The 25495-nt window shown below is 73.2% G+C and carries 17 protein-coding genes; 9 read left to right on the top strand and 8 right to left on the bottom strand.

The window, feature by feature from the left end:
* Nucleotides 1-149: 149 nt before the first annotated feature.
* A complete protein-coding gene (locus ACZ402_RS02185; protein WP_375822427.1) occupies nucleotides 150-3539 on the top strand; it encodes a 3-keto-alpha-glucoside-1,2-lyase-like domain-containing protein in 3390 nt (1129 codons plus the stop codon).
* Nucleotides 3540-3695: 156 nt separating this feature from the next.
* Here the strand turns inward: ACZ402_RS02185 and ACZ402_RS02180 are convergent, their stop codons facing one another.
* Nucleotides 3696-4733 carry a LacI family DNA-binding transcriptional regulator gene (locus ACZ402_RS02180; RefSeq protein ID WP_375822428.1) on the bottom strand — a complete coding sequence of 346 codons (1038 nt, stop codon included), beginning with the start codon at nucleotides 4731-4733 and terminating at the stop codon, nucleotides 3696-3698.
* 118 nt (nucleotides 4734-4851) lie between these two features.
* Between ACZ402_RS02180 and uxaC the strand changes: the two genes are divergently transcribed.
* The 6 genes from uxaC (at nucleotide 4852) to ACZ402_RS02150 (ending at nucleotide 12078) form a co-directional block, all read left to right on the top strand.
* On the top strand, nucleotides 4852-6369 hold the full coding sequence (gene uxaC / locus ACZ402_RS02175) for a glucuronate isomerase (protein ID WP_375822429.1): 1518 nt from the start codon (nucleotides 4852-4854) through the stop codon (nucleotides 6367-6369).
* A gap of 74 nt (nucleotides 6370-6443) precedes the next feature.
* The gene (locus tag ACZ402_RS02170) at nucleotides 6444-8480 is read left to right on the top strand and encodes an alpha-glucuronidase (protein ID WP_375822430.1); all 2037 of its coding nucleotides are present in this window, start codon (nucleotides 6444-6446) and stop codon (nucleotides 8478-8480) included.
* A gap of 4 nt (nucleotides 8481-8484) precedes the next feature.
* A complete protein-coding gene (locus ACZ402_RS02165; protein WP_375822431.1) occupies nucleotides 8485-9969 on the top strand; it encodes a serine hydrolase domain-containing protein in 1485 nt (494 codons plus the stop codon).
* Between the two features lie 204 nt (nucleotides 9970-10173).
* The gene (locus ACZ402_RS02160; RefSeq protein WP_313661785.1) at nucleotides 10174-10344 is read left to right on the top strand and encodes a hypothetical protein; all 171 of its coding nucleotides are present in this window, start codon (nucleotides 10174-10176) and stop codon (nucleotides 10342-10344) included.
* Nucleotides 10344-10700: a YciI family protein gene (locus tag ACZ402_RS02155; protein WP_375822432.1), complete on the top strand. Its 357-nt coding sequence runs from the start codon at nucleotides 10344-10346 to the stop codon at nucleotides 10698-10700. The genes ACZ402_RS02160 and ACZ402_RS02155 overlap by 1 nt, the downstream gene beginning before the upstream one ends.
* Before the next feature lie 10 nt (nucleotides 10701-10710).
* Nucleotides 10711-12078, top strand: a complete 1368-nt coding sequence (locus ACZ402_RS02150) for an RNA polymerase sigma factor (protein WP_375822433.1) — start codon at nucleotides 10711-10713, stop codon at nucleotides 12076-12078.
* Between the two features lie 21 nt (nucleotides 12079-12099).
* On the opposite strand, the gene ACZ402_RS02145 is transcribed toward ACZ402_RS02150, so the two are convergent.
* The 7 genes from ACZ402_RS02145 to ACZ402_RS02115 form a co-directional block, all read right to left on the bottom strand.
* Nucleotides 12100-14211, bottom strand: coding sequence for a beta-galactosidase (locus ACZ402_RS02145; protein ID WP_375822434.1), 2112 nt, complete (start codon nucleotides 14209-14211; stop codon nucleotides 12100-12102).
* 34 nt (nucleotides 14212-14245) lie between these two features.
* A complete protein-coding gene (locus tag ACZ402_RS02140) occupies nucleotides 14246-14977 on the bottom strand; it encodes a glycosyltransferase (RefSeq protein WP_375822435.1) in 732 nt (243 codons plus the stop codon).
* Nucleotides 14974-16524: a GH39 family glycosyl hydrolase gene (locus tag ACZ402_RS02135; RefSeq protein ID WP_375822436.1), complete on the bottom strand. Its 1551-nt coding sequence runs from the start codon at nucleotides 16522-16524 to the stop codon at nucleotides 14974-14976. Before ACZ402_RS02135 ends, ACZ402_RS02140 begins: the two co-directional genes overlap by 4 nt.
* A 128-nt stretch (nucleotides 16525-16652) precedes the next feature.
* Nucleotides 16653-18314: an ABC transporter substrate-binding protein gene (locus tag ACZ402_RS02130; RefSeq protein WP_375822437.1), complete on the bottom strand. Its 1662-nt coding sequence runs from the start codon at nucleotides 18312-18314 to the stop codon at nucleotides 16653-16655.
* An 86-nt stretch (nucleotides 18315-18400) separates the two neighbouring features.
* The gene (locus ACZ402_RS02125) at nucleotides 18401-19321 is read right to left on the bottom strand and encodes a carbohydrate ABC transporter permease (RefSeq protein ID WP_375822438.1); all 921 of its coding nucleotides are present in this window, start codon (nucleotides 19319-19321) and stop codon (nucleotides 18401-18403) included.
* Entirely contained in the window at nucleotides 19315-20364 is a 1050-nt protein-coding gene (locus ACZ402_RS02120; protein WP_375822439.1) for an ABC transporter permease, read from the bottom strand. Before ACZ402_RS02120 ends, ACZ402_RS02125 begins: the two co-directional genes overlap by 7 nt.
* On the bottom strand, nucleotides 20361-22799 hold the full coding sequence (locus ACZ402_RS02115; RefSeq protein ID WP_375822440.1) for a beta-xylosidase/alpha-l-arabinosidase: 2439 nt from the start codon (nucleotides 22797-22799) through the stop codon (nucleotides 20361-20363). The genes ACZ402_RS02120 and ACZ402_RS02115 overlap by 4 nt, the downstream gene beginning before the upstream one ends.
* A gap of 299 nt (nucleotides 22800-23098) precedes the next feature.
* Between ACZ402_RS02115 and ACZ402_RS02110 the strand changes: the two genes are divergently transcribed.
* Both ACZ402_RS02110 and ACZ402_RS02105 read left to right on the top strand, forming a co-directional pair.
* Nucleotides 23099-24133, top strand: a complete 1035-nt coding sequence (locus ACZ402_RS02110) for a LacI family DNA-binding transcriptional regulator (protein ID WP_375822441.1) — start codon at nucleotides 23099-23101, stop codon at nucleotides 24131-24133.
* Between the two features lie 171 nt (nucleotides 24134-24304).
* Nucleotides 24305-25495 (top strand): glycoside hydrolase family 10 protein (locus tag ACZ402_RS02105; RefSeq protein ID WP_375822442.1); only part of this gene is annotated, 1191 nt, incomplete at its 3' end.

Here is a 25495-nt window from a genome sequence, read left to right as displayed (position 1 = left end):
CCCCCGCGGGCGTCGCCGCCGTCGGGACAGGGGCAACAAGTGGCAACTCGTTGCCCGGACCGCGCGCGCCCCGGATAGTGACGGCACAGCGCACCGATGCGCGCCCTGTGCGCAGTCCGACGCACGGTCCTCGACGGAGAGGCAGGCTGATGGAACACCCCTCGACCGACGCACCACCCCCGCACGGCACGCCCCGGCCCCGCCGCAGAAGACGGCGCGCCGTCGTGGCCGCGCTCGCCGCCCTGGCCGTGCCGTCCGGCGTCCTCACGGCCCAGGCAGCGGTGCCGACCGTCGCACCCGCCGTGGCACCCGCCGCGACGCAGGCCGACATCCGCCCGCAGGAGCCCGGCGTGACGCTGCGCGTCTTCGACGTCCAGGTCATCCTCGACGACTACTGCACGCTCAAGCCCGGGCAGACGCCCAACGTCGACAAGATCATGCCGACCATCGACTGGACCACGGCCGCCGACTTCGGCCTCACGGACAAGTTCGTCACCGAGGTGTCGGGGTACCTGAACGTCCCCGAGGCCGGCACGTACGACTTCCGGATCACGAACGACGACGGCGCGCGCCTGCTGCTGGACGACGAGCTCGTGGTCGACCACCCGGGCCGTCACGGCGCGACGCCCAAGGAGGGGTCGATCGAGCTCGAGGCGGGCTACCGCGCGCTGCGCATCGACCACTTCGACGGCGAGTTCGACCAGCGGCTCAAGCTCGAGTGGCGCCCGCCGGGCGCGTCGGGCTACGTCGTCGTGCCGAACTCGGTGCTGAGCACCGACGCCGACGTCACGCGCGTCACCTCGCCGGGCCGCAAGGAGTGCGAGGGCGTCACCGAGGCGCCGGGCGACGGCCTGCCGCTCACCGAGGTGCACCCCGACTACACCCTCACGGACCTGCGCCCCGAGGGCTTCCAGCCGCAGGTGACGGGCATGGACTGGCTGCCCGACGGCCGTCTGGCCATCTCCACGTGGGGCGGCGACCGGCTCACGCAGCTCGGCGCGGTGTACCTGATCGACCACGTCCAGGGAGACACCGGCGCGGACGAGGTGACGTACACCCAGGTCGCGGAGGGCCTGACGGAGCCCATGGGCCTGAAGTACGTCGACGGCACGATCTACGTGTCCGAGAAGGACGGCCTCACGGCGCTCGTCGACACCGACGGCGACGAGGTCGCCGACGAGTACGACACGATCGCGACCTGGCCGTTCGGCGGCAACTACCACGAGTTCGCGTTCGGTCTGCTCTACGAGGACGGGTACTTCTACGTCACGACCGGCATCGCGATGATCCCCGGCGGCAACTCGCTCGACCCGCAGCTCGCGGAGAACCGCGGCTCGGTCATGAAGATCAGCAAGGAGACCGGCGAGGTCGAGTACGTCGCGGGCGGCCTGCGCACCCCGAACGGGCTCGGCTGGGGCGCCGACGGCGCCATGTACGTCGCCGACAACCAGGGCGTCCGCATCCCGACGTCCAAGCTCGTGCGCGTCGAGGAGGGCGCGTTCTACAACCACTTCACCAACCCCGACGGCCCCTACGACGACCGGCCCGTCACCGAGCCGGTCCTGTGGATGCCGCACAGCGAGATCTCGAACTCGCCCAGCAACCCGGTCGTGCTCACCGAGGGCGTGTTCGCCGGGCAGCTCGCGATCGGCGACGTGACGTACGGCGGCCTGCAGCGCGCCTACCTCGAGGACGTCGCGGGCCAGGAGCAGGGCGCCGTCTTCCGCATGACGCAGGGCCTCGAGTCCGGCGTCAGCCGCACGAGCGTCGGCCCCGACGGCGCGATCTACGTCGGCGGCATCGGGTGGTCGGGCAACTGGGGCCAGGCGGGCAAGCTCTCCTACGGGCTCCAGAAGCTCACGTACGACGACAACACCGCGTTCGACATGCTCGCGATGCGCGCCGTCGAGGGCGGGTTCGAGATCGAGTACACGCAGCCGCTGTCGGAGGAGACGGCGCAGGACCTCGCGTCGAAGTACACCGCCGCCCAGTGGCGCTACGTCGCGACCCCGCAGTACGGCGGGCCGAAGGTCGACGAGGAGGACCTCGACGTCACGGCCGCGACCGTCTCGGAGGACCGGAAGACGGTGACGCTGCAGATCGACGGGCTCAAGCCGGGTCGCGTCGTGAACGTCCACTCCCCGCGCCCGTTCGCGTCGGAGACCGGTCAGGAGCTGTGGAGCACCGAGGCCTGGTACACCCTCACGCGCCTGCCCGACGGGTCCGTCGCGCCGCCGGTCTACGAGGCCGAGGCAGCGAACATCGAGGGCGGAGCCGGGTGGAACAACAACCACGCCGGCTACTCGGGGTCCGGGTTCGTCGACCGCAACTGGGAGCCGGGCGCGCAGACGACGTTCGCCGTCCGCACCGAGGAGGCCGGCCTGCACGACCTCGCGATCCGCTACGCCAACGGCCAGAACAGCGACCCCGCGCCGCTGCCGAGGAACCTGAGCCTCTACGTCAACGGCGAGAAGATCAAGCAGGTCTGGTTCGACAGCACCGTGGCCTGGTCCACCTGGGCCACCCAGGTCGAGACCGTGCCGCTGCGCGAGGGCGCCAACACCATCACGATCCGGCACGACGACGACGACATCGGTCACGTCAACCTCGACAGCCTCACCGTCACCCCGACCGAGCGCATCGCGCTGTTCGACGGCGACGACCTCGACCGGTGGGCGGCCGTCAACGGCGGCGGTCCCGCGACCTGGCCGATCGCCGACGGCTCCGTCGAGTCGTTCGGCGGCGACATCCGCACCCGGGAGAAGTTCGACGACTTCCGGATGCACGTCGAGTGGTACCAGCCCGAGCACGCCCCCGACGTCACGGGCCAGGCCCGCGGCAACAGCGGCGTCTACATCCAGGAGCGGTACGAGGTGCAGGTGCTCGAGTCGTTCGGCATCGACCCGCCGAAGAACAACGACGCCGGGTCGATCTACCTCCAGAAGGCCCCGGACGTGAACGCCGCGACCCCGATGGGCACGTGGCAGACGTACGACCTCGAGTTCCGGGCGGCGCGGTTCGGTCCCGACGGCGCCAAGACCGAGGACGCCCGCATCACCCTCGTGTGGAACGGGCAGGTCGTGCACGACGACGTCGCGGTCACCGGCAAGACCGGCAACGGCAAGAACGAGGGCCCGACGTCGGGGTACATCAAGCTCCAGGACCACGGCGACCCCGGCCTCAACCCCCGGTTCCGCAACATCTGGATCGAGCGCCTCCCCAGCGTGGAGGAGCCCGGCCAGGAGGAGGTCGCGGTCACCGCGACCGCCGAGGTCCGGTGCCTCGCGGGCACGCCGTACGTCGCCGTCCGCGCGCTCAACGAGGACACCGTCCCGCTGGACGTCGTCCTCGACACGCCGTACGGGTCCAGGACGTTCACCGACGTCGCCCCCGGCAAGAACGCCTACCAGTCGTTCGCCGTCCGCGGCGTGGAGGACCCGGCGGCCGGATCCGTGACCGTCACCGCCCGTCCGTCCGACACCTCCGACGAGCGGGAGACCGTCGCGACGCCGGAGCACGGCCAGCCGTCCTGCGGCTGACCCTCCGGTCCCGGACCCGGGGCTGTCTCGTGCGCCACCCCGGCTCACGAGACGGCCCCGGGTCCGTCGTCTGCCGAGGGAGATTCCGGGCAGCGCGAGAGAGAGGTTCCGGTCGCGAGGTAGAGCCCCGCGAGCTCTACCCGGAGACGGGAGGCTCTATCTCGGCGGGACCGGCTGGCCGGTGGGGGCGAGGGTCGTGGAGTCGCGGACGACGAGCTCGACCGGGAGGACGTCGTCCGGGGACGTCGCGACGTCCGGGGAGCCGTCGGCGTCGCTGGCAGTCCCGCGGCGTGTGCCGAGCGCGGCGACCAGGCGGTCGACGGCGCGGGCGCCGAGGCGCGCGAGGTCCGTGCGGACCGTGGTGAGCGCGGGCGACGCGAGGGTCGCGACGAACGTGTCGTCGAACCCGACGACGCTGAGGTCGCGCGGGACGTCGACGCCGCGCTCGCGCAGGCGGGCCACGAGGCCGAGGGCGACGAGGTCGTTGTAGGCGAGCACCGCCGTCGCGCCGGAGGCGACGACGAGGTCGGCCGCCGCACGACCACCCTCGACGCGGGGGCGGAACGACCCCACCGTCACGGTCTCGACGTCCGGGTAGCGCTCGCGGGCGGCGTCGAGACCGGCGCGGCGGCGCGCGTCCGACCAGGACCGGTCGGGCCCGCCGACGTACGCGACACGACGGTGGCCGAGAGCGCGCAGGTGCTCGACGGCGAGGGCGACGCCGTGCGCGTCGTCCGAGGAGACGGAGGGGACGCCGTCGTGCCGGAGGTTGACGAGGACGACGGGGGCGCCCCGCGCGGCGTCCAGGTCGGCCTCGGCGGCGCGCGGAGAGCACAGCACGAGCCCGTCCGTCTGGGACCGCAGCCCGGTGACGAGCTCGGTCTCGAGCGCGGGGTCCTCCCCCGCGTCGACGACGAACACGGCGTGGCCCGTCTGGCGCGCCCGCGCCTGCACGCCCTTGGTCACGGACGCGAAGTACGGGTTCTCCAGGTCGGGCACGACGAGCCCGAGTGCCCCGGTGCGACCAGCTCGCAGCCCGCTCGCGGCGCGGTTGGGCCGGTACCCGAGGCGGTGGGCGACGGCGACGACGCGGTCGCGCGTCTCCGGGGCGACGCGCTCGGGCTCGGCGAGGGCGCGGGAGACCGTGGAGATCGACACCCCGCTCTCGCGGGCGACGTCACGGACGGTGACCACGGCTGCCTCCTCGGCGCTCGGGGCCCGGCGGGGAGACCCGGGACTGCGAACGATTGTAGCGGCCCCGCGGTTTTCGCTCCGCGAGATCCCGTGACGTACGATGCAAACGTTCGCAACGATGCCTCTGGAGGAACCCGTGACGAGCACGGCCCACCTGGACCCGACCACCGCGACGACGCCGTGGTCCCTGCACCCCGACCGCGCGCTCCCCGCCGACCCCGTGCTCCGACCGCTCGCCCGCGAGGTCTACGCGGCGACGCGCGACCTCCCGATCGTCTCCATGCACGGGCACGTCGACGCCGCCCTGCTCGCCGACGACGCGTCCTTCGGCGACCCCGCGGCGCTGTTCGTCACGCCCGACCACTACCTCGTGCGCATGCTCGTCGCGCAGAGCACGTCACCGCACGGCGCGCCGGGCGTGCGCGGTGTCCAGGACCTCGGCGTCGCGCCCGTGCCCGGCGCTCCCGACGGCACCGCGCCCGCCGAGACGGACCCGCGCGAGATCTGGCGCCGGTTCTGCGCGGGCTGGCACCTGTTCCGCGGCACCCCGACGCGCTACTGGACCGAGCACGCGCTCGTCGAGGTCTTCGGCGCCCCGGTGCGCCCGTCGGCACAGACCGCCGACGCGCTCTACGACCACCTGGTCGACCGCCTCGCGCGGCCCGAGTTCAGGCCGCGCGCGCTCTTCGAGCAGTTCGGCCTCGAGCTCCTCGCGACGACCGACCCCGCGCAGTCCCCGCTCGCCGACCACGCTCGCCTCGCCGCGGACGGCTGGGGCGAGCGCGTCGTACCGACGTTCCGGCCCGACCCGCTCCTGCACGTCGACCGCGCCGACTGGGCCGCCCAGGTGGCCGAGCTCGGCGCGGCCGCGGGGACGGACGTCGTCGACTACCGGTCCTACCTCGACGCGCTGCGCGCACGCCGCGCCGCGTTCGTCGCCGCCGGCGCCCGGGCGACGGACCACGGCCACCTGACCGCCGACACCACCCCCCTCGACGACGCCGACGCCGCCCGCATCCTCGACCGCGCGCTGCGCGGCGAGGCCACCGCGGCGGACGCCCGGGCCTTCTCCGCGCACATGCTCTTCCAGATGGCCGCGATGTCGGCCGAGGACGGGCTCGTCATGCAGCTCCACCCGGGCGTCCTGCGCGACCACTGCGCCGGCGTCGCGCAGGCCTACGGGCCGGACAGGGGCTACGACATCCCCGAGCGCACCGAGTACGTGCGCGCGCTGCGTCCCGTCCTCGAGGCGTTCGGTCACCACCCCGGCTTCCGGATGATCGCGTTCACCGTCGACGAGGACACGTTCTCGCGCGAGCTCGCTCCCCTCGCCGGGGTCTACCCGGCGCTGCGGCTCGGCGCCCCGTGGTGGTTCCTCGACACCCCCGACGGCATGCGTCGCTTCCGCGAGGCCGCGACGGACACCGCGGGCTTCTACAACACGAGCGGGTTCGTCGACGACACGCGCGCGTTCTGCTCCATCCCGGCCCGCCACGACCTCGCGCGCCGGATCGACGCCGGCCACCTCGCCCGCCTCGTCGCCGAGCACCGGCTCGACCTCGACGAGGCGCTCGAGACCGCCGTCGACCTCGCCTATCACCTGCCCCAGGCGTCCTACCCGCCGTTGAGTGCATGAAGTCGTCGCCGCGGCGGCCCGATCTCGCGACCATCTCACGCACTCACGCTCAGACCGTTCCCCAGGAGAGACCCGTGACCACCCCGGACCACCCGTCCGTGCACCCCGCCTGGCTGCCCGACGCCGCGACCGCGTTCCTGCGCGGCCGCACCGTGCTCGTCGCGGGCGACGGCCCGCTCGCCGAGACCGTCCGCGGCGAGGCCCGCCGTGCGGGCGCGACCCTCGTCGACGGCGACGCCGACCTCGTCCTGCGCGACACCGGTGCCGTCCCCGGCGGCGAGGGGTTCGTCGTCGCGCACCGAGACGGCCGCCTGGACGTCGCGGCGGACGACGACGCCGCGCTCCTCCACGCGTGGTTCCACGTCGTGCGCTCCGGGACGACGGACGCCGCCGGCCACCCGGAGGCTCGCCACGAGCCCGCGCACGCGCTGCGCATGCTCGACCACTGGGACAACGTGGACGTCCACCCGGTCATGGGCCAGGTCGAGCGCGGGTACGCGGGCGGCTCGATCTTCTACGCGGACGGGCACGTGCGCGAGGACCTGTCGCGCGTCGAGCAGTACGCGCGCGTGCTCGCGGCGACGGGCGTGAACCGCGTCGCGATCAACAACGTCAACGTGCACGCGCGCGAGGCGCGGCTGCTCACGGACGACCTGCCCGACGTCGCGCGCGTCGCCGCCGCGTTCCGGCCGTGGGGCATCCGCGTGCACCTGTCGGTGAGCTTCGCGGCGCCGATCGTGCTCGGCGGGCTCGCGACGTCGGACCCGCTCGACCCGGACGTGCAGGCCTGGTGGGCGGACGCCGTCCGGCACGTGTACGAGGTGATCCCCGACTTCGGCGGGTTCGTCGTCAAGGCGGACTCCGAGGGCCAGCCGGGGCCGTTCGCGTACGGGCGGGACCACGCCGACGGCGCGAACCTCCTCGCACGCGCCCTCGCCCCGTACGGCGGCACGGTGCACTGGCGGGCGTTCGTTTACGACCACACCCAGGACTGGCGCGACCGCTCGACCGATCGGGCGCGCGCCGCGTACGACCACTTCGCCCCGCTCGACGGGCGGTTCGACGAGAACGTGATCGTGCAGGTCAAGCACGGCCCTATGGACTTCCAGACGCGCGAGCCCGTCTCCCCGGTGCTCGCCGCGATGCCGCGCACGCGCCTCGCCGTCGAGCTGCAGGTGACGCAGGAGTACACGGGCCAGCAGCGGCACGCGTGCTACCTGGGCCCGTGGTGGAGCGAGATCCTGCGGTTCGGACCGTGGGGTCCGGTCGAGGGGGACGACAGCTCCCCCACGGTGTCCGACGTCGTCGGGGGCACCGGCCCGAACGCCTCTCCCCAGGTCGCGGCCGCGCGGGGCGGCGGGATCGCGGCGGTGTCGAACGTCGGCGACGACGCGTTCTGGACCGGGCACCCGCTCGCGCAGGCGAACCTCTACGCGTTCGGCCGCCTCGCGTGGGACCCGACGCTCGATCCGACCGCCGTCCTCGACGAGTGGGTCTCCCTGACGTTCGCGTCCCCGTCGCCCGCGGGCGCCGACCGCACCGTCGACCCCGACGTCCGGGCGGCGCTCCACGCCGTCCTCGACGACTCGTGGCGCACCTACGAGGCGTACACCGCCCCCCTCGGCGTGGGCTTCATGGTGAGCCCCGGGCACCACTACGGGCCGTCGGTCGAGGGCTACGAGTACTCGCCGTGGGGCACGTACCACTTCGCCGACCGCGACGGCGTCGGCGTCGACCGCACGCGCGCGACCGGCACCGGCTACACCGGCCAGTACCCCGCACCGTGGCGCGACGTCTACGAGTCGCTCGACACGTGCCCGGACGAGCTGCTGCTGTTCTTCCACCACGTGCCGTACGGGCACGTGCTGCATGGCGGCACGACCGTCGTCCAGCACGTGTACGACACCCACTTCGCCGGCGTCGAACGCGTGGAGGAGTACGCGCGCACGTGGGAGAGCTTGCGGGGGGTGGTCGACGACGCGGTGTTCGCGCGGGTCACCGAGCGGCTCGCGGAGCAGCTCCGCTCCGCGAGCGAGTGGCGGGACCAGGTGTGCACCTACTTCCTGCGCGCGTCCGGGGTCCCCGACGCGCACGGCCGCACGATCTACTGAGCACGTGACAGAGCCTGCGACCGAGCCCGTGACCGCAGCCGTGACCCGGCCCGGCGCGACCGCGCCGTCCCCCGAGGCGCACGGGATCCCGTCTGCCGCGGTCCTCGACCTGCTCGACGCTCTCGAGGACGGCGGGCTCGACCCGCACGGCCTCGTCGTCGCGCGCGACGGCGTCCCGGTGGTCGAGGCGTCGTGGGCGCCGCACGACGCGCGGCTGCCGGGCCTCGTCTACTCCGTGTCGAAGACGTTCACGGCGCTCGCCGTCGGGCACCTCGTGGCCGAGGGGCGCCTCACGGTCGACGACCTCGTCGGTGACGTGCTCGGCCTGCCCGGCCCGACCGGCCTCACCGTGCGGCACCTGCTGACCATGAGCACCGGGCACACGGCGCGGCAGCTCGCGGAGATCGGGTTCGACCTCCCCCGCCTGCTCGCGACCCCGCCCGAGCACGCGCCGGGCACCCACTTCGCGTACAGCTCACCCGCGTCGCGCGCGCTGTCCTCGGTCGTCACCTCCGTGACCGGTGAGCGCCTGCTCGCCTACCTGCGCCCGCGCGTGCTCGACCCGCTGGGGGTCGCGCACCCGTGGTGGGCCGAGATCGACGGCCTCGACCAGGGCTTCTCCGGGCTGCACGTGACGACCTCCGAGATGGCGCGCCTCGCCGTCGCGATGGCCGACGGCGGCCGGTACGCAGGCACGCAGGTGATCCCGCCCGCGTGGCTGGCCGCGATGCGCGAGCCGTGGTCGGACACGGCGGAGCACGGCGGCGCGCCCGGGGTGGCCGGGGGCGAACCGCCGGACTGGTCGCGCGGCTACGGCTACCAGGTGTGGACGAGCCGGCACGGGTTCCGGGCCGACGGCGCGTACGGGCAGTTCGCGATCGCCGTCCCCGAGCGCGGGCTCGCGATCGGGTACCGCGGCGCGACCCGCAGCGCCCAGCCCACCCTCGACGCGATCTGGGCGTTCGTCGAACGCGCGGGCGACGGCAGCACCCCGCTGCCGCCCGACCCCACCGCCGCCGCGCGCCTCGCCGACAGGCTCGCGACGCTCGACGCGTGGCCGGGCGTCGTCGGCCAGGAGCTCGACCCGCAACCGACGCCGCAGGACGCGATTAGCCCCGTGTTGTGGACGCTCCACGCCGTCCGGGCCGGGTCCCCGTACACCTGGCGCCTCGACGTCGGTGGACAGCCGGTCCCCGTCGCCGAAGACCGCTGGACGACGCGCGTCCTGCCCTGGCCCCACGCCGCCGAGGGCTCCGGCCCTGCCGCGGGGCCCGTCGTCGACCCCGTGCTCGTCGTCTCGACGCGCGGCCGCGCGCTGCCCGACGGCGCCGTCGAGGTGCACGTGGTGCTCCCGACGTCGCCGCACCGCCTCGTCGCGACGGGCCGCCCCGGGGAGCGCCTGACCCTCGCCTGGCACACGACGCCGCTGTGGCACCCGAGCCTGTCGACGCTCGTCGTTCCTGCGGCCCACGCCTCGACGTTCTCCTGACGCGAGATCGACCCGCCCGTCTCCAGATCGGCCCTCCGAGGGTCGATCTGGAACGCTCGGGTCGATCTCGCGGGACCTTGCCGCCCCGCCCTGCCGCCGCCCCGACGGAATCCCAGAACTCGTCGCCCCGTCGTGTCGATCTCGCCACCCGGGCTTCGTCGTCCTGGTGAGCGGCCGGATGGGCCGCACGACCAAGGAGGCACGATGCGATTTCTGGAGACGATCCTCGCGGCGAACCGGGAGCAGCCGCCGGACCTCGCGCGCTACCGTGACGGACGGCGCAGCGTCGGCGACGGGATCGACGTCGCCGACGTGGTGCTCTACGGGCCGACGGCGCTCCGCCGGCCCGCGACGACGAGGGCGGAGGACCTCTGATGCGCTACCTGATGCTCGTGCTCGGCACGCCGCACGACCCCGACCTGCGACCCGAGGAGTTCGAGGCGGCCCCGCCGATCGAGGAGTGGGTCGGACGCCACTACGGCAGCGGTGCCGCGGTGGTCGGCGACCGGCTGCGGCCGCCGGAGGACGCGGTGGGCGTCCGGGTGCGCGGCGGCAAGGTGCTCGTCACCGACGGGCCGTTCTCCGAGACGAAGGAGACGATCGCCGGGTTCGACGTCCTCGAGGCGCCCGACCTGGACACCGCGATCGCCATCGCGTCCGAGCACCCCATGGCGTACGGCGGCGCGATCGAGCTGCACCCGGCGTGGCCGCTCGACCTCGACGGGTCCTGACACGCCGGTCGTGACGGACCCGAGCCGCGCCGTCGAGGATGCGTTCCGCACCGAGTGGGGACGCGTCCTCGGCGCGGTCGCGCGCAGCACGGGCGACCTCGACCTCGCCGAGGAGTCCGCGCAGGAGGCGTTCGCGACCGCCCTGCGCACGTGGGGCCGCGACGGCACCCCGGATCGGCCCGGCGCCTGGCTCACGACGACGGCCCGCCGCCACGCGATCGACGTGCTGCGACGGCGCCGCGTCGAGACGGAGCGCGTCGCCGCCGCGGGACGCCTGGGCGAGCGCGTCGACGCCGCGTCCCGGAGCGGCGGCCCGGACCCCGTCGTCGAGCAGGTCGCCCTCGGCCTGGACGACGACGCGTGGGAGCTCGACGACCCCGACGGCGACCTCCTGCGCCTGCTGTTCACGTGCTGCCACCCGGCGCTGCCCGCCGAGGCCCGGGTCGCCCTGACCTTGCGGTCGCTGACCGGCATGACGACGGCGCAGGTCGCGCGCGCCTTCCTCGTCCCCGAGGCGACGATGGCGCAGCGCCTCGTCCGGGCCAAGCGCCGCATCCGCGCGACCGGGATGACGTTCCGGGTGCCGCCCGTCGAGCTCCGGGCGGAGCGCGTCGAGGGCGTCCTCGCCGTCCTGTACGTGCTCTTCACGGAGGGCTACGACGCGTGGGCGGAGCCCGCCGACGCGGTCGAGGGATCGGCCGACCGGCAGGCGCTCGCCGGCGTCGCCGTCCGGCTCGCGCGGCTCGCCGCACGGCTGCTCGACGACGAGCCCGAGGCCCGCGGGCTGCTCGCCCTCCTGCTGCTCCAGCACGCCCGCCGGGACGAGCGCGTCGGCCCGGACGGCTCGACGCGCACCCTCGCGGAGCAGGACCGCGCGCGCTGGCGGCACGACGAGATCGCCGACGGGGTGGCCGAGCTCGAGGCGGCGCTCGCCATGGGGCGACCCGGGCCGTACCAGGTGCAGGCAGCGATCGCCGCGCTGCACGACGAGGCCGCCGACGCCGACGCGACCGACTGGCCGCAGATCCTCGGCCTGTACGACGTGCTGCTCGACCTCACCGGCTCGCCGGTCGTCGCGCTCAACCGTGGGGTCGCGGTCGCCGAGGTGCACGGCGCAGACGCCGGCCTCGCCGCGGTCGACGCGGTCGCCGCCGAGCCCGCGCTCGCGGGGTACCACCTGCTGCCCGCCGTGCGCGCCGAGCTGCTCGTGCGGGCGGGCCGACCCGCGGACGCCGCCGTCGACCTGCGCCGCGCCCTCGCGCTCGTCGACCGCGAGGGCGACCGCCGCCTCCTGGAACGCCGCCTGGCCGGGCTCGCCGAGGCGACGCGAGATCGACCCGTGCGTCCGAGATCGGCCCTCAGGAGGTCGATCTCGTGACGCTCGGGTCGATCTCGGGGGTCAGGGGCGGTCCTCGCGTAGCACGACGACGTCCGTCGGGGCGAGGCGGAGCGGCTCGCCGCGCTCGATGCGGCGGCCGGTGAGCAGGTCGGTGCCCGACACGTGGGCGGCGACCTCGACCGTCTCGGTGGCGTGGTTGAGGACGAAGGCTGTGCGCTCGCCGTCGCGCTCACGCACGGCGAGCTCGAGGTCGGCGACGTCGGCGTAGGGGCCGACCAGGCCGTGCCGGTCGAGCACGCGGCGCACGACCCACGCGATGCCCGGCTCGTCGAGCGCGGTGGCGACGTACCAGGCCTCGCCGGGGACGCCGTCGGTCCCTCCGACGCGGTGCCGCGTCACGGCGGGGGTGCCGGCGTAGAACTCGGCGCCGTACGTCCCGACGACCTCGGCGCCCTGCGGGACCAGGACCTCGAACACGAGCTCGCCACCCACGACGAGCGGCGCCTCCGCGCTGCCCGGCGTCCCGGCGGCACCGGCGACGTCGTCGAGGTCGGGGTCGTGCAGCGCGACCGGGTTCACGACCCCCGGCTCGGCGGAGTCCGTCTCCTCGACCCGGATGCCGAACAGCGGGCCGAGCGGCCCAGGCGCGTCCAGGAGGAACGCGTTGTCGTCCTCGTCGACGCGGCCCGCCCAGAACGACGACAGCACGGTGCCGCCCCGGGCGGCCACGTCCTCCAGCCGCGCGGCGACGTCGCCCTTCAGGAGGTGCAGCATCGGGGCGACGACGACGTCGTACCGCGACAGGTCGGCGGTCACGGGCACGACGTCGACGTCGGCGTTCGCCTGCCACAGCGCTCGGTAGTACGCGAGCACCGTGTCGACGTAGCGCGCGTGGCGGTTGAAGCCGTCCGTCATCTCGGCGGCCCACCAGGAGTCCCAGTCGAACATCAGCGCGACCCGCGCGGGCGTGCGCGCGCCGAGCACCGCGTCGCCGAGGCCACGCAGCTCGCCGCCCAGCGCCGCGATCTCGCGGAAGCTGCGCGTGTCGCGCCGGCCCGCGTGGTCGAGCACCGCGCCGTGGTACTTCTCGCACGCGCCCTTCGACTGCCGCATCTGGAAGTACAGGACGGCGTCGGCGCCGTGCGCGACGGCCTGCCACGACCACAGGCGCAGCACGCCCGGGCGCTTCACGGGGTTGACGTCGCGCGAGGCGGTGATGGTCGGCGTCTGCTCCATGACCCAGAACGGCGCGCCGTCCTTGAGCCCGCGCATGAGGTCGTGCGCGAGCGCCATGCGCGCGTGCTCGCGCTGCCCGGGCGGGTAGTTGTCCCACGACGCGAAGTCGAGGTCGTCCGCCCAGCGGTGGTAGTCGAGGGGCCGGAACATGCCCATGAAGTTCGTCGTGACGGGCGTCGTCGCGTCGTGCTCGCGGATGCGGGCCTTCTCGTCGCGGAAGTTCTGCCGCATCGCGTCGGTCATGAAGCGGCGGTAGTCGAGCGTGATGCCCTGGAACGCGGTGTGGTCGGGCCCGCGCCAGTGCTCGGTGAGCTTGTTCGGCGGCACGACCTGGTCCCAGTCGGAGAACAGGTGCGACCAGAACGTCGCGTTCCACGCCTCGTTGAGTCGCTCGATGGTGCCGTACCGCTCGCGCAGCCACCCGCGGAAGGCGACGGCGCAGCGCTCGCACCAGCAGCCGCCGTCGTACCCGCCGTACTCGTTGCCCACGTGCCACGCGACGAGGCCGGGCGTGCCGGCGTAGCGCTCGGCGATGCGGCCCGCGAGCTCGGCGGACAGGCGGCGGTAGACGGGCGAGCTGGGGCACGCGTTGTGCCGCTGCCCGTACGCGTGCGCGCGGCCCTCGAAGTCGGTCCGGTTCACCTCGGGGTACGCGTGCGCGAGCCACGGGGGCAGCGCGCCGGTCGCGGTCGCGAGCACGATCTGGCGCCCGCCCTCGACCGCGCGCGCCACGATCTCGTCGAGGCGCGAGAAGTCGTAGGTGTCCTCGGCGGGCTGCAGGTACGACCATCCGAAGACGGCAAGGGTGACCGTGTCGATCGACGCCTCGTCGAACGCGGCGTAGTCGTCGTCCCACACGGCGCGCGGCCACTGCTCGGGGTTGTAGTCGCCCCCGTAGAGGATCTTCTCGGTCGCGGGCAGACGGGCGGGGGTCATGACGGGGACGGCTCCTCGGGTGGGCGGGTCGGGGTCAGTCGGTCGTGAAGCGGGCACGGACGTCGTCGAGCATCCGCCGGTCGTTGCGGTACCAGCACCACACCCACACCCCGCCGACGAGCGCGAGGACGCCGTCCGTGGCGAACCACGCGACGCCGGCCGCGGCGACGAGCAGCGAGACGACGCCGAGGCTCACGAGCGGCGTCCGGCCGAGGTAGTGGGCCGCGAGTCGCGCGACGTCGCGCGTGCGGAACGAGAAGCAGGTCGCGATCGCGACGGCGTGCAGCCCCCACACGAGCGCGAGCGCCGCGATCACGACGAGCACGGCCGCGTACGTCGGGCCGACGCCGGCGGCCGAGGCGTTCGCGAGCACGACCCCGACGACCGCGAGCACCCCGAGCGCGGGCGCCCACACGCGCAGCGCGTCGAGCGCCCCGCGGCGGTAGCCGCGCACGAACGTGCGGGCGGGTGTGACCTCGTCGTCGTTCTCGCGCGCCCGGACGGCGTACAGCGCCGCGGACAGCGCGGGCCCGAGCGGGAGGGCCGCGAGCGCCGCGAGCGGCACGTTGGACGCCGTGCGGTCGAGCAGCAGGAGCAGGACGAGCGTCGGCAGCGCCGCGAGCGCGAGCAGGGCCGTCACGACGACGTACCAGTAGACGAGCGCGGTCGCCCGCCCGAGCGTGCCCTGGCCGAGCGCGCCCGGCAGCGGCGACCCCGTGCTCCTGCCCGTGCCCGACGGCGGCGCGGGCCGGGTCACGTCGCTCACCGTGCGCTCTCCCCGTCGAGGGCCCGACCGAGGATCCGGTCGTCGTCGAGCCACGCGGGCGTCTCGTCGCGCACGGGGTCGATCTCGACGAGCGTGACCTCGTGCCGCGCGAGCGTGAGCGTGAGGTCGACGCGGCCGCCCTCGACGGGGAGCGAGGTGGTCGACCGGGCGGGCTCGGCGGCCTCGTGGAGGAGGTCGAGCTGGCGTGAGGTGGGCGACGCCGGGCGGCCCAGGTGCTGCCACGCGGTGAAGGCGTTGCCGTCGGTCTCGTTGACGACGCTGCGGTGCACCGACACGCGCCGTGGCGAGGACCCCGCACCCCGCGGCACCACGGGGACCGACAGCCGCACCTGGTGCCGCTCGGGCTCGGTCGGGTCGTCGGTCCCGCCGGTGGGCTGCCACGCGAGGACGGTGACCCGGCCGGTCGCGTCGCGCGTCACGAGGTGGTCCTCGCCGCGCGCGAGCACGTCGGCGCCCATGCGTGCCATGAACGCGTACAGGTGGTAGGTGGGCTTGCGCACCTGGCGGTGGGCGAGCATGCCGAACCCGCCGTGGAAGAACGCGGTGGGGATGTTCTCCTCCTCGAAGACGTCGCAGAACGTCCAGTAGGAGAACGAGTCCACCGTGTCGCCGCCGGCGGCGAGCACGGGCGCGAGGGCGGCCGCGTTGTACGCGGTGTCGTGCACCGGGTTGTCGGGGCGGTAGCTCGTGTTGAACTCGGTGACGTGCGCGGACAGCCCCTCCAGCCGGGTCCCGGCGAGGAGCTCGCGGGGGCGCGCGAACTGGTCGAGCAGGTCGGTCGGGTGGCGCAGCGTCTGGTAGACGCCGAAAGGGACGTGCTGCGCGGGGCCGGTCGTGTACGCGTGGAAGGACACGAAGTCGCACGGCAGGTCGCGGGCGGCGACGGCGTCGGCGAACGGCGCCCACCAGTCGTCGGCGCCGGGCGAGATCGCCGGGCCGCCCACCTGGAGGTCGGCGTCGACGTTCTTCACGGCGTGCGCGGTCGCCTCGTACAGGCGGAGGTAGGCCTCCTGGTCGGCGCCCTCCCAGAAGTTCACGAGGTTGGGCTCGTTCCACACCTCGACCGGCCACGTCCGGACCTCGTCGATCCCGTAGCGGTCGACCAGGTGGCGCAGCACCGCAGCCACGAGGGCGGCCCACTCGCGGTGGTCGCGCGGCGGCGTGACGTTGCCCTTCCACCAGAACACCGTCTGGTCGCCCGACGCGAGGCCGGACGGCATGAACCCGAGCTCGAGGAACGGCTTGACCCCGAGCGCGAGGTAGGCGTCGACGACCTGGTCGACGTAGGTGAAGGCGTACCGGGTGCCCTGGTGCCCCGCGACGTCGTACGGGCGGTGGACCCCGACGTCGTCGGACAGCAGGCCGTGGCCGCGGATGTACCGGAAGCCGATCTCGGCCTGCACGAGGGCGAGCGACTCCTGGTAGTCCTGGCGCAGCGCGAGGTTGAACCGGCCCGTGCCCACGCACGTGCGCCACGCGTCGGACAGGACGGCGACGGGCTCGGACGGGACGACGGTGGGTGTCACGGGTGATGCTCCAGCGGGGAGGGGTGGTGCGGTGGGTGCTGCGGGCGGCGGACCGCCGTCGCCCGGTGGGGCGACCGGGCGACGGCGGGGCCGTGGTGGCGGGTGCCAGGGGCACCCGCCGGAGGACGTCAGCCCGCGGAGCGGGTGAGCGCCGCGTTGTAGGTGTCGATGAGCTGCGTACCGCCGAGCCCGTCGATCTCGGACACGTAGGCGTCCCACTCGCTCAGCGGGCGCTGACCCGTGACGAAGCCCGCGGTCGCCGCCATCACGGCGTCCTTGATCTGCGTGTCCAGGAGCGACGTCTGCTCGAGCTCGAGCTCGTCGAGGCTCGCGGCCGGCTTGACCGGCAGCATCTCCTTGCGCTCGAGCACGGCGTCGGTCCACGCCTTCGTCTCGTCGGTCATCACGGACTGGAGCAGCTCCTTCGAGGAACCGTTGGCGAGCAGGAACACGCCGTTGCTGTACCCGAAGTCGGCGTTGAGCTTCTTCGGCGCGTCGGGGTTGAGCGCGTTCCAGCCGATGTCGGCCGGGAGCGTGCGCGTGCCGCCCTCGTTCGTGTACGTCTCGCCCTCGACGCCCCACTGGGCGAACTCGATGCCCTCGTCGGAGTAGTACAGCCAGTCGACGAACTGGAGCAGGGCCTTGAAGTACGGCTTCTCGGCCGCCTCGCTCGAGATCATGAGGCCGGACGACAGCCGGCTCCCGGCGAGCATCCCGCCGAACGGCCCGTCGGGCAGCACGATCATGCGCAGCGTGACGTCCTTGCCCGCCTCCGCCAGCTTGCTGCGGTAGGCCGTGATCTCCTGCGTGTTGCCGGAGATCGCGGCGGCCTCGCCGTTGACGAACTTCTGGATCGCCTGGTCGTCGTTCTGCGTGATCTCGGGGTCGAGCAGGCCGTCGGAGGTCAGGCCGGCGACGTACGTGATCATGTCCTTGTACGCGTCGGTCGTGCCGGTGAGCTGGAACTCGCCGGACTCCTCGTCGAACCACGTGTTGGAGTAGCCCCAGCCGCCCTCGGTGCCGTAGTTCGGGGCGATGTACTGGAGCATCGCGCCGAGCGGCTGCGTGTCGGTCCAGCGGTCGGTCATCGCGTACGACAGCTCGGGGTTCGCGGCCTTGACCGCGGCGAGCTGCTCCGCGAACTCGTCCCAGGTCTCCGGCTCCTCGGTGATGCCGGCCTTCTGGAACAGGTCGTCGTTGACGACGACCGAGTACTGCACGTCGGGGATCTCGCGCAGGCCCGGGAGGAGGTAGTACTTGCCGTCCGCCTGGCGCTTGGCGTCGAGCTCCTCGCCGAGGCCCCACTTCTCCACCTTGTCGGCGAAGTTCGGGAGGTACTCGAGGTAGTCGGAGACGGGCAGGATCGCCCCGCCGGAGACGAACTGGACCTCCTGGCCGGGGTAGGTCACCGGGATGAGGTCGGAGGCGTCGCCGGCGCCGATGAGCAGCGCCTTCTTGTTGTCCCAGTCGGCCAGCGGGACGTCGGTCCGCGTGAAGGTGACGTTCTGGTTGGCCTCCAGGTTCTGGAAGATCGACCAGTCCTCCTTCACCGGGTAGTTCGGGTGGTCGCGGTACATCAGCGAGAAGTCGACCGGCTCCGTGGCCTGGAAGGTCGTGCCGACCTCGAAGTCCTCCATGGCGCCGACGGAGTGCTCGGCGTCGATCGTGACGGCGCCACCCCCCTCCTCGGGGTCGGGCGTGTCGCCACCCCCGCCGCTGCACGCGGTCAGGACCAGGGCCAGGGTGGTCGCGGTCGCCACCGTGGCGGCCGGGATCCGGATCGTTCTCATCTCTCTCCTCGGGTTCGAGCTTCGTCGCTCTGACGTCGCTGAGGTGCGGGTGGTGCGGTGGGGTGGTGCGGGTGGCGCGTGGCGGCTCAGCCCTTGACGGAGCCGAGCATCACGCCGGAGACGAAGTACTTCTGCACGAACGGGTACAGGCAGACGATGGGCAGCACGGTGAGCAGCATCGTCACCGACTGGATGTTCGAGCCGATCTGCACCGCCTCCTGCGAGCCGGGCCCGGTCGCCGCGGCGATGAGGTTGCGCAGGTAGACGGTGACGGGGAAGAGCTCCTTCTTGTCGAGGTACAGGAACGCCCCGAACCACGAGTTCCAGATGCCCACCGCGTAGAAGAGCGTCATGGTCGCGATGACCGCCTTGGACAGCGGCAGCACGATGCGACCGAAGATCCCGTACGTCGACAGCCCGTCGATCGCGGCCGCCTCCTCGAGCTCGGTCGGGAAGTTCTCGAAGAACGACTTCATGACGAGCAGGTTGAACACGGAGATGGCGCCCGGCAGCACGACGGCCCACATCGTGTTCCGCATGCCCAGGACGTCCGCGACCAGGATGTAGTTCGGGATCAGGCCGCCACCGAAGAACATCGTGAAGACCGCGATGCCGATGAACGCGTTGCGGCCCTTGAGGTGGCGCCGGCTGATCGCGTAGGCGTACGTCGTGGTGAGCGCCATGGCGATGAGCGTGCCGACGACCGTGTAGACGACGGTGTTCTTGTAGTTGGTCCAGAACATGGCGTCGGAGAGCACGTACTGCAGGGTCTGGACGTTGAACCCGCGCGGCACCAGGTTGACGTTCCCCGCCGCGATCTGGCCCTCCGACGAGAACGCCTTCGCGACGAGGTTGACGAACGGGTAGAGCGTCACGACGCACACGACCGCGAGGACGACGCCGTTGATCACGCGGAACGCGCGGTACCCGCCCGTGTCCTTGATCGTGCCGCCCTCGCGGCGGACGGCGGTGAGGTCCGGCGTCGCGGACAGGGGGTCGGTCACCACAGCGAGGCTCCTGTCAGGCGGCGCGAGACGGCGTTCGCGGAGAGGACGAGCACGAGCCCGATGAGGGCCTCGAACAGCCCGATCGCGGTCCCGTAGGAGAACTGCGCGGACTGGATGCCGACGCGGTACAGGTACGTCGAGATGACGTCGCCCGTGGAGTAGACCAACGGGTTCTGCAGCAGCAGGACCTTCTCGAACCCGACCGCCATGAAGGAGCCGATGTTGAGGATGAGGAGCACCATCATCGTGGGGCGGATGCCTGGCAGGGTGATGTGCCACGTCTGCTGCCACCGGTTTGCGCCGTCGATGCGCGACGCCTCGTAGAGCTGGTCGTCGATCGTCGTCAGGGCCGCGAGGTAGAGGATCGTCCCCCACCCGACGGTCTGCCAGACCTCGGACGACACGTAGATGGTGCGGAACCACTCGGGCTGCTGCATGAACGCGACCGGGTCTCCCCCGAACGCCTCGACGATCTGGTTCACCGTCCCGTTGACCGACGTGAGCTGCAGCACGAGGCCCGCCACGATGACGATCGACATGAAGTGCGGGAGGTAGGAGACCGTCTGCACGATCTTCTTGAAGCGGCGCGACCGCAGCTCGTTGAGCAGGAGCGCGAAGACGATCGGCAGCGGGAAGCAGATCAGCAGGGTGAGGAGCCCGAGGATGACGGTGTTCCAGAACACCTGCCAGAACTGCTGGTTCTGGATGAACATCTCGAAGTAGCGGAACCCGACCCACTCGTCGCCGAACACGCTGCCGCCCGGACGGAACCGACGGAACGCGATGACGTTCCCCAGCATCGGGAGATAGCGGAAGACCAGCAGGAACAGCACGGGCACCACGAGGAACGTGTACAGGCGCCAGTCCTTGCGCAGCGCGACGCGCCACGGGACGCTGCCCGCCCTGCGGCGCCGGGCGGACCGGCGCGCGCGGCCGCCGTCGTCGCCCGCGGGCTCGCCGGGCCGCGCGTGCTCGGCCGCTGCGACGGCGCTCGCGACGGTGGTGGCCTCGCCGACGTCGACGGGGCCCTGGTCCAGGGTCATCCCACGCTCACCTCCTCGTGATCGTTCTCGCGGTACGTGCCCGGCGCGGCCGGGACGGTCACGGGCCCGGAGACCCGCACGTCGGTGACGAGGCGGCGCGTGTGGTCGACGACGCGCTCGGGCCCCACGAGGCGCAGCGGGAGCGTCGCGACGGCGTCGGTGCTGGACCGCGAGACGCGCAGCTCGACGTCGCCCGGCTCCACGACCCGGTGCCCGTCGAACCCGGTGAAGGACGTGACGTCGGCCGGCACGACGAACGACACGGTCGCGGCCTGACCCGGGTCGAGCGCGACGCGCGCGTACCCGACGAGGCGCACGACGGGCCGCGTCACCTGGGCGACCGCGTCGTGCAGGTAGAGCTGCACGACGTCGGCGCCCGGGACGCTCCCGGTGTTGCGCACGGTGACCTCGACCCGGGCCTCGCCGTCGACCGGCCAGAGGGCGGGCCCGCCGGCCGCGGCGCCGACGACCTGCGCGTCCTCCCACGCGAACGTCGCGTAGGACAGGCCGTGGCCGAACGGGAAGGCGGGCGTCGGGTCGACGCTCGAGACGCCGGAGCGCAGGCCGAGCGGTGCGGACAGGTAGGTCGCGGGCTGGCCGCCGGGGTCGCGCGGGACGCTCACGGGCAGACGGCCCGACGGCGACACCTCCCCGGCGAGCACCTCGGCGACCGCCCGGCCGCCGAGCTGTCCGGGGAAGAAGGCCTGCACGACGGCGGCGGGCGGCGTCGGCTCGTCGAGGAGCGCGCCCAGCGCGTAGGGCCGGCCGGTGAGGAGCAGCAGGACGACCGGGGTCCCGGTCGCGAGCACGGCACGCACGAGGTCCTCCTGGACCCCGGGGAGCCGCAGGTCGGCCGCGTCGCAGCCCTCGCCCGACGTCCCGCGGCCGAACAGCCCGGCGCGGTCCCCCACGGTCACGACGCACACGTCCGCGGCGCGCGCGGCGGCGACGGCCGCGGCGAACCCGCTCGTGTCCGTCCCGGTGACGTCGCAACCCCGGGCGTGCACGACGTCGAAGCGCGACCCGAGCTCGGCGAGGACCGTCGGGATGTCGATCCCGGTCTCGACCTCGGGGTGCTGGGCGCCGACGTGCGCGGGGAAGGAGTAGCAGCCGAGCATCGCCATCGGGTCGTCCGCGAGCGGGCCGACGACGGCGAGGCGCGTCCCGGTCGCGAGCGGCAGCGCGCCGCCGTCGTCCGCGAGCAGCACGACCGCCTCCCGCGCGAGGCGCAGGGCGAGGTCGCGCCCGGCCATGTCGTCGAGCTCCAGGTCGGCGCCGCCGTCCGGCACGGGCTCCCAGCCCGGGTCGAGGAGGCCGAGCTCGACCTTCTGCCGGAGCACGCGGTGCAGGGCCTCGTCGACCAGGGACTCCTCGACGTCGCCGCGGCGCACCGCCGCGGCGAGCGCGGGGCCGAACGCGTCGACCGTGGGGAGCTCGACGTCGACGCCGGCGCGCAGCGCGAGGCGCGCCGCGTCGGTGCCGTCCGCGGCGACCTTGTGCAAGGTCTCGAGGAACCGGACCCCGAAGTAGTCGGCGACGACGGTGCCGTCGAAGCCCCACGTCTCGCGCAGCAGGCCGGTGAGGAGCCCCCGGTCGGCGGCCGACGGCATGCCGTCGACGTCCGTGTAGGCGTGCATCACGGAACGGGGCCGGCCGTGCCGCAGCGCGGTCTCGAACGGCGGCAGGATGACGTCGGCGTACTCGCGCGGGCCCATCGCGACGGGCGCGAGGTTGCGGCCCGCGCGGGACGCGGAGTACCCGGCGAAGTGCTTGAGCGTCGCGACCACGCCTGACGACTCCAGCCCGCGCACGTACGCGGCCCCGACCGTCCCGACGAGGTACGGGTCCTCGCCGATGGTCTCCTCGGTGCGGCCCCAACGGTGGTCGCGCGTCACGTCGAGCACGGGCGCGAGCCCCTGGTGCACGCCCGCGGCCCGCATGCTCGCGCCGATGCGCGCGGCCATCGCCTCGACGAGCTCGGGGTCGAAGCTCGCGCCCCACGACAGCGGGACGGGGTAGGCGGTCGCGCGCCAGGTGGCGAACCCGGCGAGGCACTCCTCGTGCACCTGGGCGGGGACGCCGAACCGGCTCGCGTCGACGAGGTCGTGCTGCGACCGCTCCAGGGAACGGGCCCCGGCCTCCGGGTCGACCGGCGCCGTGCCGTAGGGGCGGGTGAGCTGTCCGAGCCCGTGCTCGATGACGGACTCCCACGTGGGGACGTGGCCCGTCATGTCCGCCTGGTGCGGCGCGACGCCCCCGCCAGAGGCGTCGGCACCGACCCAGACCCCGACGAGCTGGGCGAGCTTCTCCTCGAGCGTCATCGCGGCGGCGAGCGCCCGGGCGCGCTCGCCGGCGGCGAGCCGCACGTCGCGCCAGGGCGGCGTGGTCGTCGCGTCCTGCCGCTCGGTGGCGGCCGGGGTCGTCTGCGTCGTCAATCGTGGTCCTCGGGTCGGTCACGTCGTCGTGCCTCGCCCGGTGTCCCGGGCGTCCACGGCATCGTGGTCTTCGAAAGTATCGGTAACGGTTCCGATACCCGTTGGTTCGGGACGCTAGACCGACGACGGACGCGTCGTCAAGCGAGACTCGGGTCACAGTTCGATGACGACGGCTTGCGAGGCCTTCCTCGCCAAGAGGCGCGGGATACCAGCGAAGATCACCCGCCTCGGCAACGGACGAGCGCCACGCACAAGTGCTACGGTTCGACTCGAAAGTTGCGACCAGCACGAGGAGCGCCATGCCAGCGCAGGACCGGGGTGCCGCCACGGGTGGCCCCGCGACCATCGCGTCCATCGCCGCGGAGGCCGGCGTGTCCGTGCCCACGGTGTCCAAGGTGCTCAACGGCCGGCCCGACGTCGCGGCGTCCACCCGCGCGCGCGTCGAGGCCGCGCTCGAACGCCACCAGTACCGACGCCGGCGGTCCGCCCCCGCGACGCCGACGCCCCTCCTCGACCTCGTGTTCCACCAGCTCGACTCCGCCTGGTCCATCGAGATCATCCGGGGCGTGGAGGAGGCCGCGGCCGCCGCCAAGGTCGGCGTCGTGCTCTCCGAGCTCGGCGGCGAGCACCGGCCGCCCCAGGACTGGCTCGACGCCGTCCTCGCCCGCCGCCCGCTCGGCGTCCTCCTCGTCCTGTCGAGCTTCGACCAGTCCCAGCGGCACCAGCTCGAGACCCGGTCCATCCCGTTCGTCGTGGTCGACACGGAGGGCGAGCAGCCCGCGGGCGTCCCGACCGTGGGGTCGAACAACTGGAGCGGCGGCCTCTCGGCGACGCGTCACCTCCTGGGCCTCGGCCACCGCCGCGTCGCGATCATCTCGGGCCCGTCGGACGTGCTGTGCAGCCGCGCCCGCATCGACGGCTACCGCAGCGCGCACGACGAGGCGGGGATCGCCGTCGACCCCGGGCTCGTGCGCTACGGCGACTTCTACGTGGACGGCGGGTACGAGCACGGCAAGGCGCTGCTCTCGCTCCCCGACCGCCCGACCGCGATCTTCGCGGGGTCGGACATGCAGGCGCTCGGCGTCCTGCGCGCCGCGCGCGAGCTCGGCCTACGGATCCCCGAGGACCTGTCGGTCGTCGGCTACGACGACCTTCCGCTCGCGGGTTGGATCGGCCCCGAGCTGACCACCGTGCACCAGCCGTTGCACGAGATGGCGGGGACGGCGACGCGCATGCTGCTCGACCTCGCCAAGGGCGGCCGGCCCATGAACCAGCGCCTCGATCTCGCGACCGAGCTCGTCGTGCGCGAGAGCACGGCGCCGCCGCAGACCTGACGCCTCCACCCTCACCCGCGCAGCCGTGTCACCGCTGTCGCGTTTGTCCCACGACGTAAAACGTTATCGATAACGATTGCTATCTCCTCGCGGTGTGACTAGCGTCACTCGCGCACGTTGTTCGCGCTGGTGGGCCAACGGAGGTCCACCCCGGGAGGAAGAGGATCGACGATGACCCGAGCACTACCCTTGCGCAGCACGAACGGCAGGAGGTCGGCCGCCCTGGGCGCCCTCCTTGCCGTGCTCATCACGACCGGCGTCGGCGTGGGCTCCGCCCAGGCGGCCGGCTCCACCCTCGAGGCCGCGGCCGCCGAGTCCGGCCGCTACTTCGGCACCGCCCTCGCGGCCGGCAGGCTGTCCGACTCGACGTACTCGACCATCGCGAACCGCGAGTTCGACATGATCACGGCCGAGAACGAGATGAAGATGGACGCGACGGAGCCGTCGCAGAACAGCTTCAACTACTCCCAGGGCGACCAGATCGTCAGCTGGGCGACGAGCCGGGGGAAGCAGGTCCGCGGGCACGCCCTCGCCTGGCACTCGCAGCAGCCGGGCTGGATGCAGAACATGTCGGGCTCCGCGCTCCGCCAGGCGATGCTCAACCACGTGACGCAGGTCGCGACGCACTACCGCGGCAAGATCTACGCGTGGGACGTCGTGAACGAGGCGTTCGCCGACGGCGGCTCCGGCGCGCGCCGCGACTCGAACCTGCAGCGCACCGGCAACGACTGGATCGAGGCCGCGTTCCGCGCGGCCCGCGCCGCCGACCCGGGCGCCAAGCTCTGCTACAACGACTACAACACCGACAACTGGAGCCACGCGAAGACGCAGGCCGTGTACGACATGGTCCGCGACTTCAAGGCGCGGGGGGTGCCGATCGACTGCGTCGGCTTCCAGGCCCACTTCAACTCGGGCAACCCGGTGCCGAGCAACTACCACACCACGCTCCAGAACTTCGCCGACCTGGGCGTCGACGTGCAGATCACCGAGCTCGACATCGAGGGTTCCGGCTCCTCCCAAGCCGAGCAGTACCGCGGCGTCGTCCAGGCCTGCATGGCCGTGTCGCGCTGCACCGGCATCACCGTCTGGGGCGTGCGGGACACCGACTCGTGGCGCGCGTCCGGCACCCCGCTGCTGTTCGACGGCAACGGGAACAAGAAGGCCGCCTACACCGCCGTGCTCGACCAGCTCAACAGCGGTGGCGGGACCCCCGGCGGCCCCGGGGAGAACCCGGGCGGGGACGGCTCCTGCACCGTGACCGTGACGCGGGGCGACTCCTGGGGCGACCGCTTCAACACCACCTTCCAGGTCTCGGGCGCGTCCGACTGGACCGTGACCATCCGCACCGGCTCCGGCCAGAGC

It is taken from the genome of Cellulosimicrobium sp. NPDC030954, assembly GCF_055571305.1.
The sequence above is the reverse complement of the archived record's forward strand: the minus strand, read 5'-3'. Positions and strand labels throughout refer to the sequence as shown.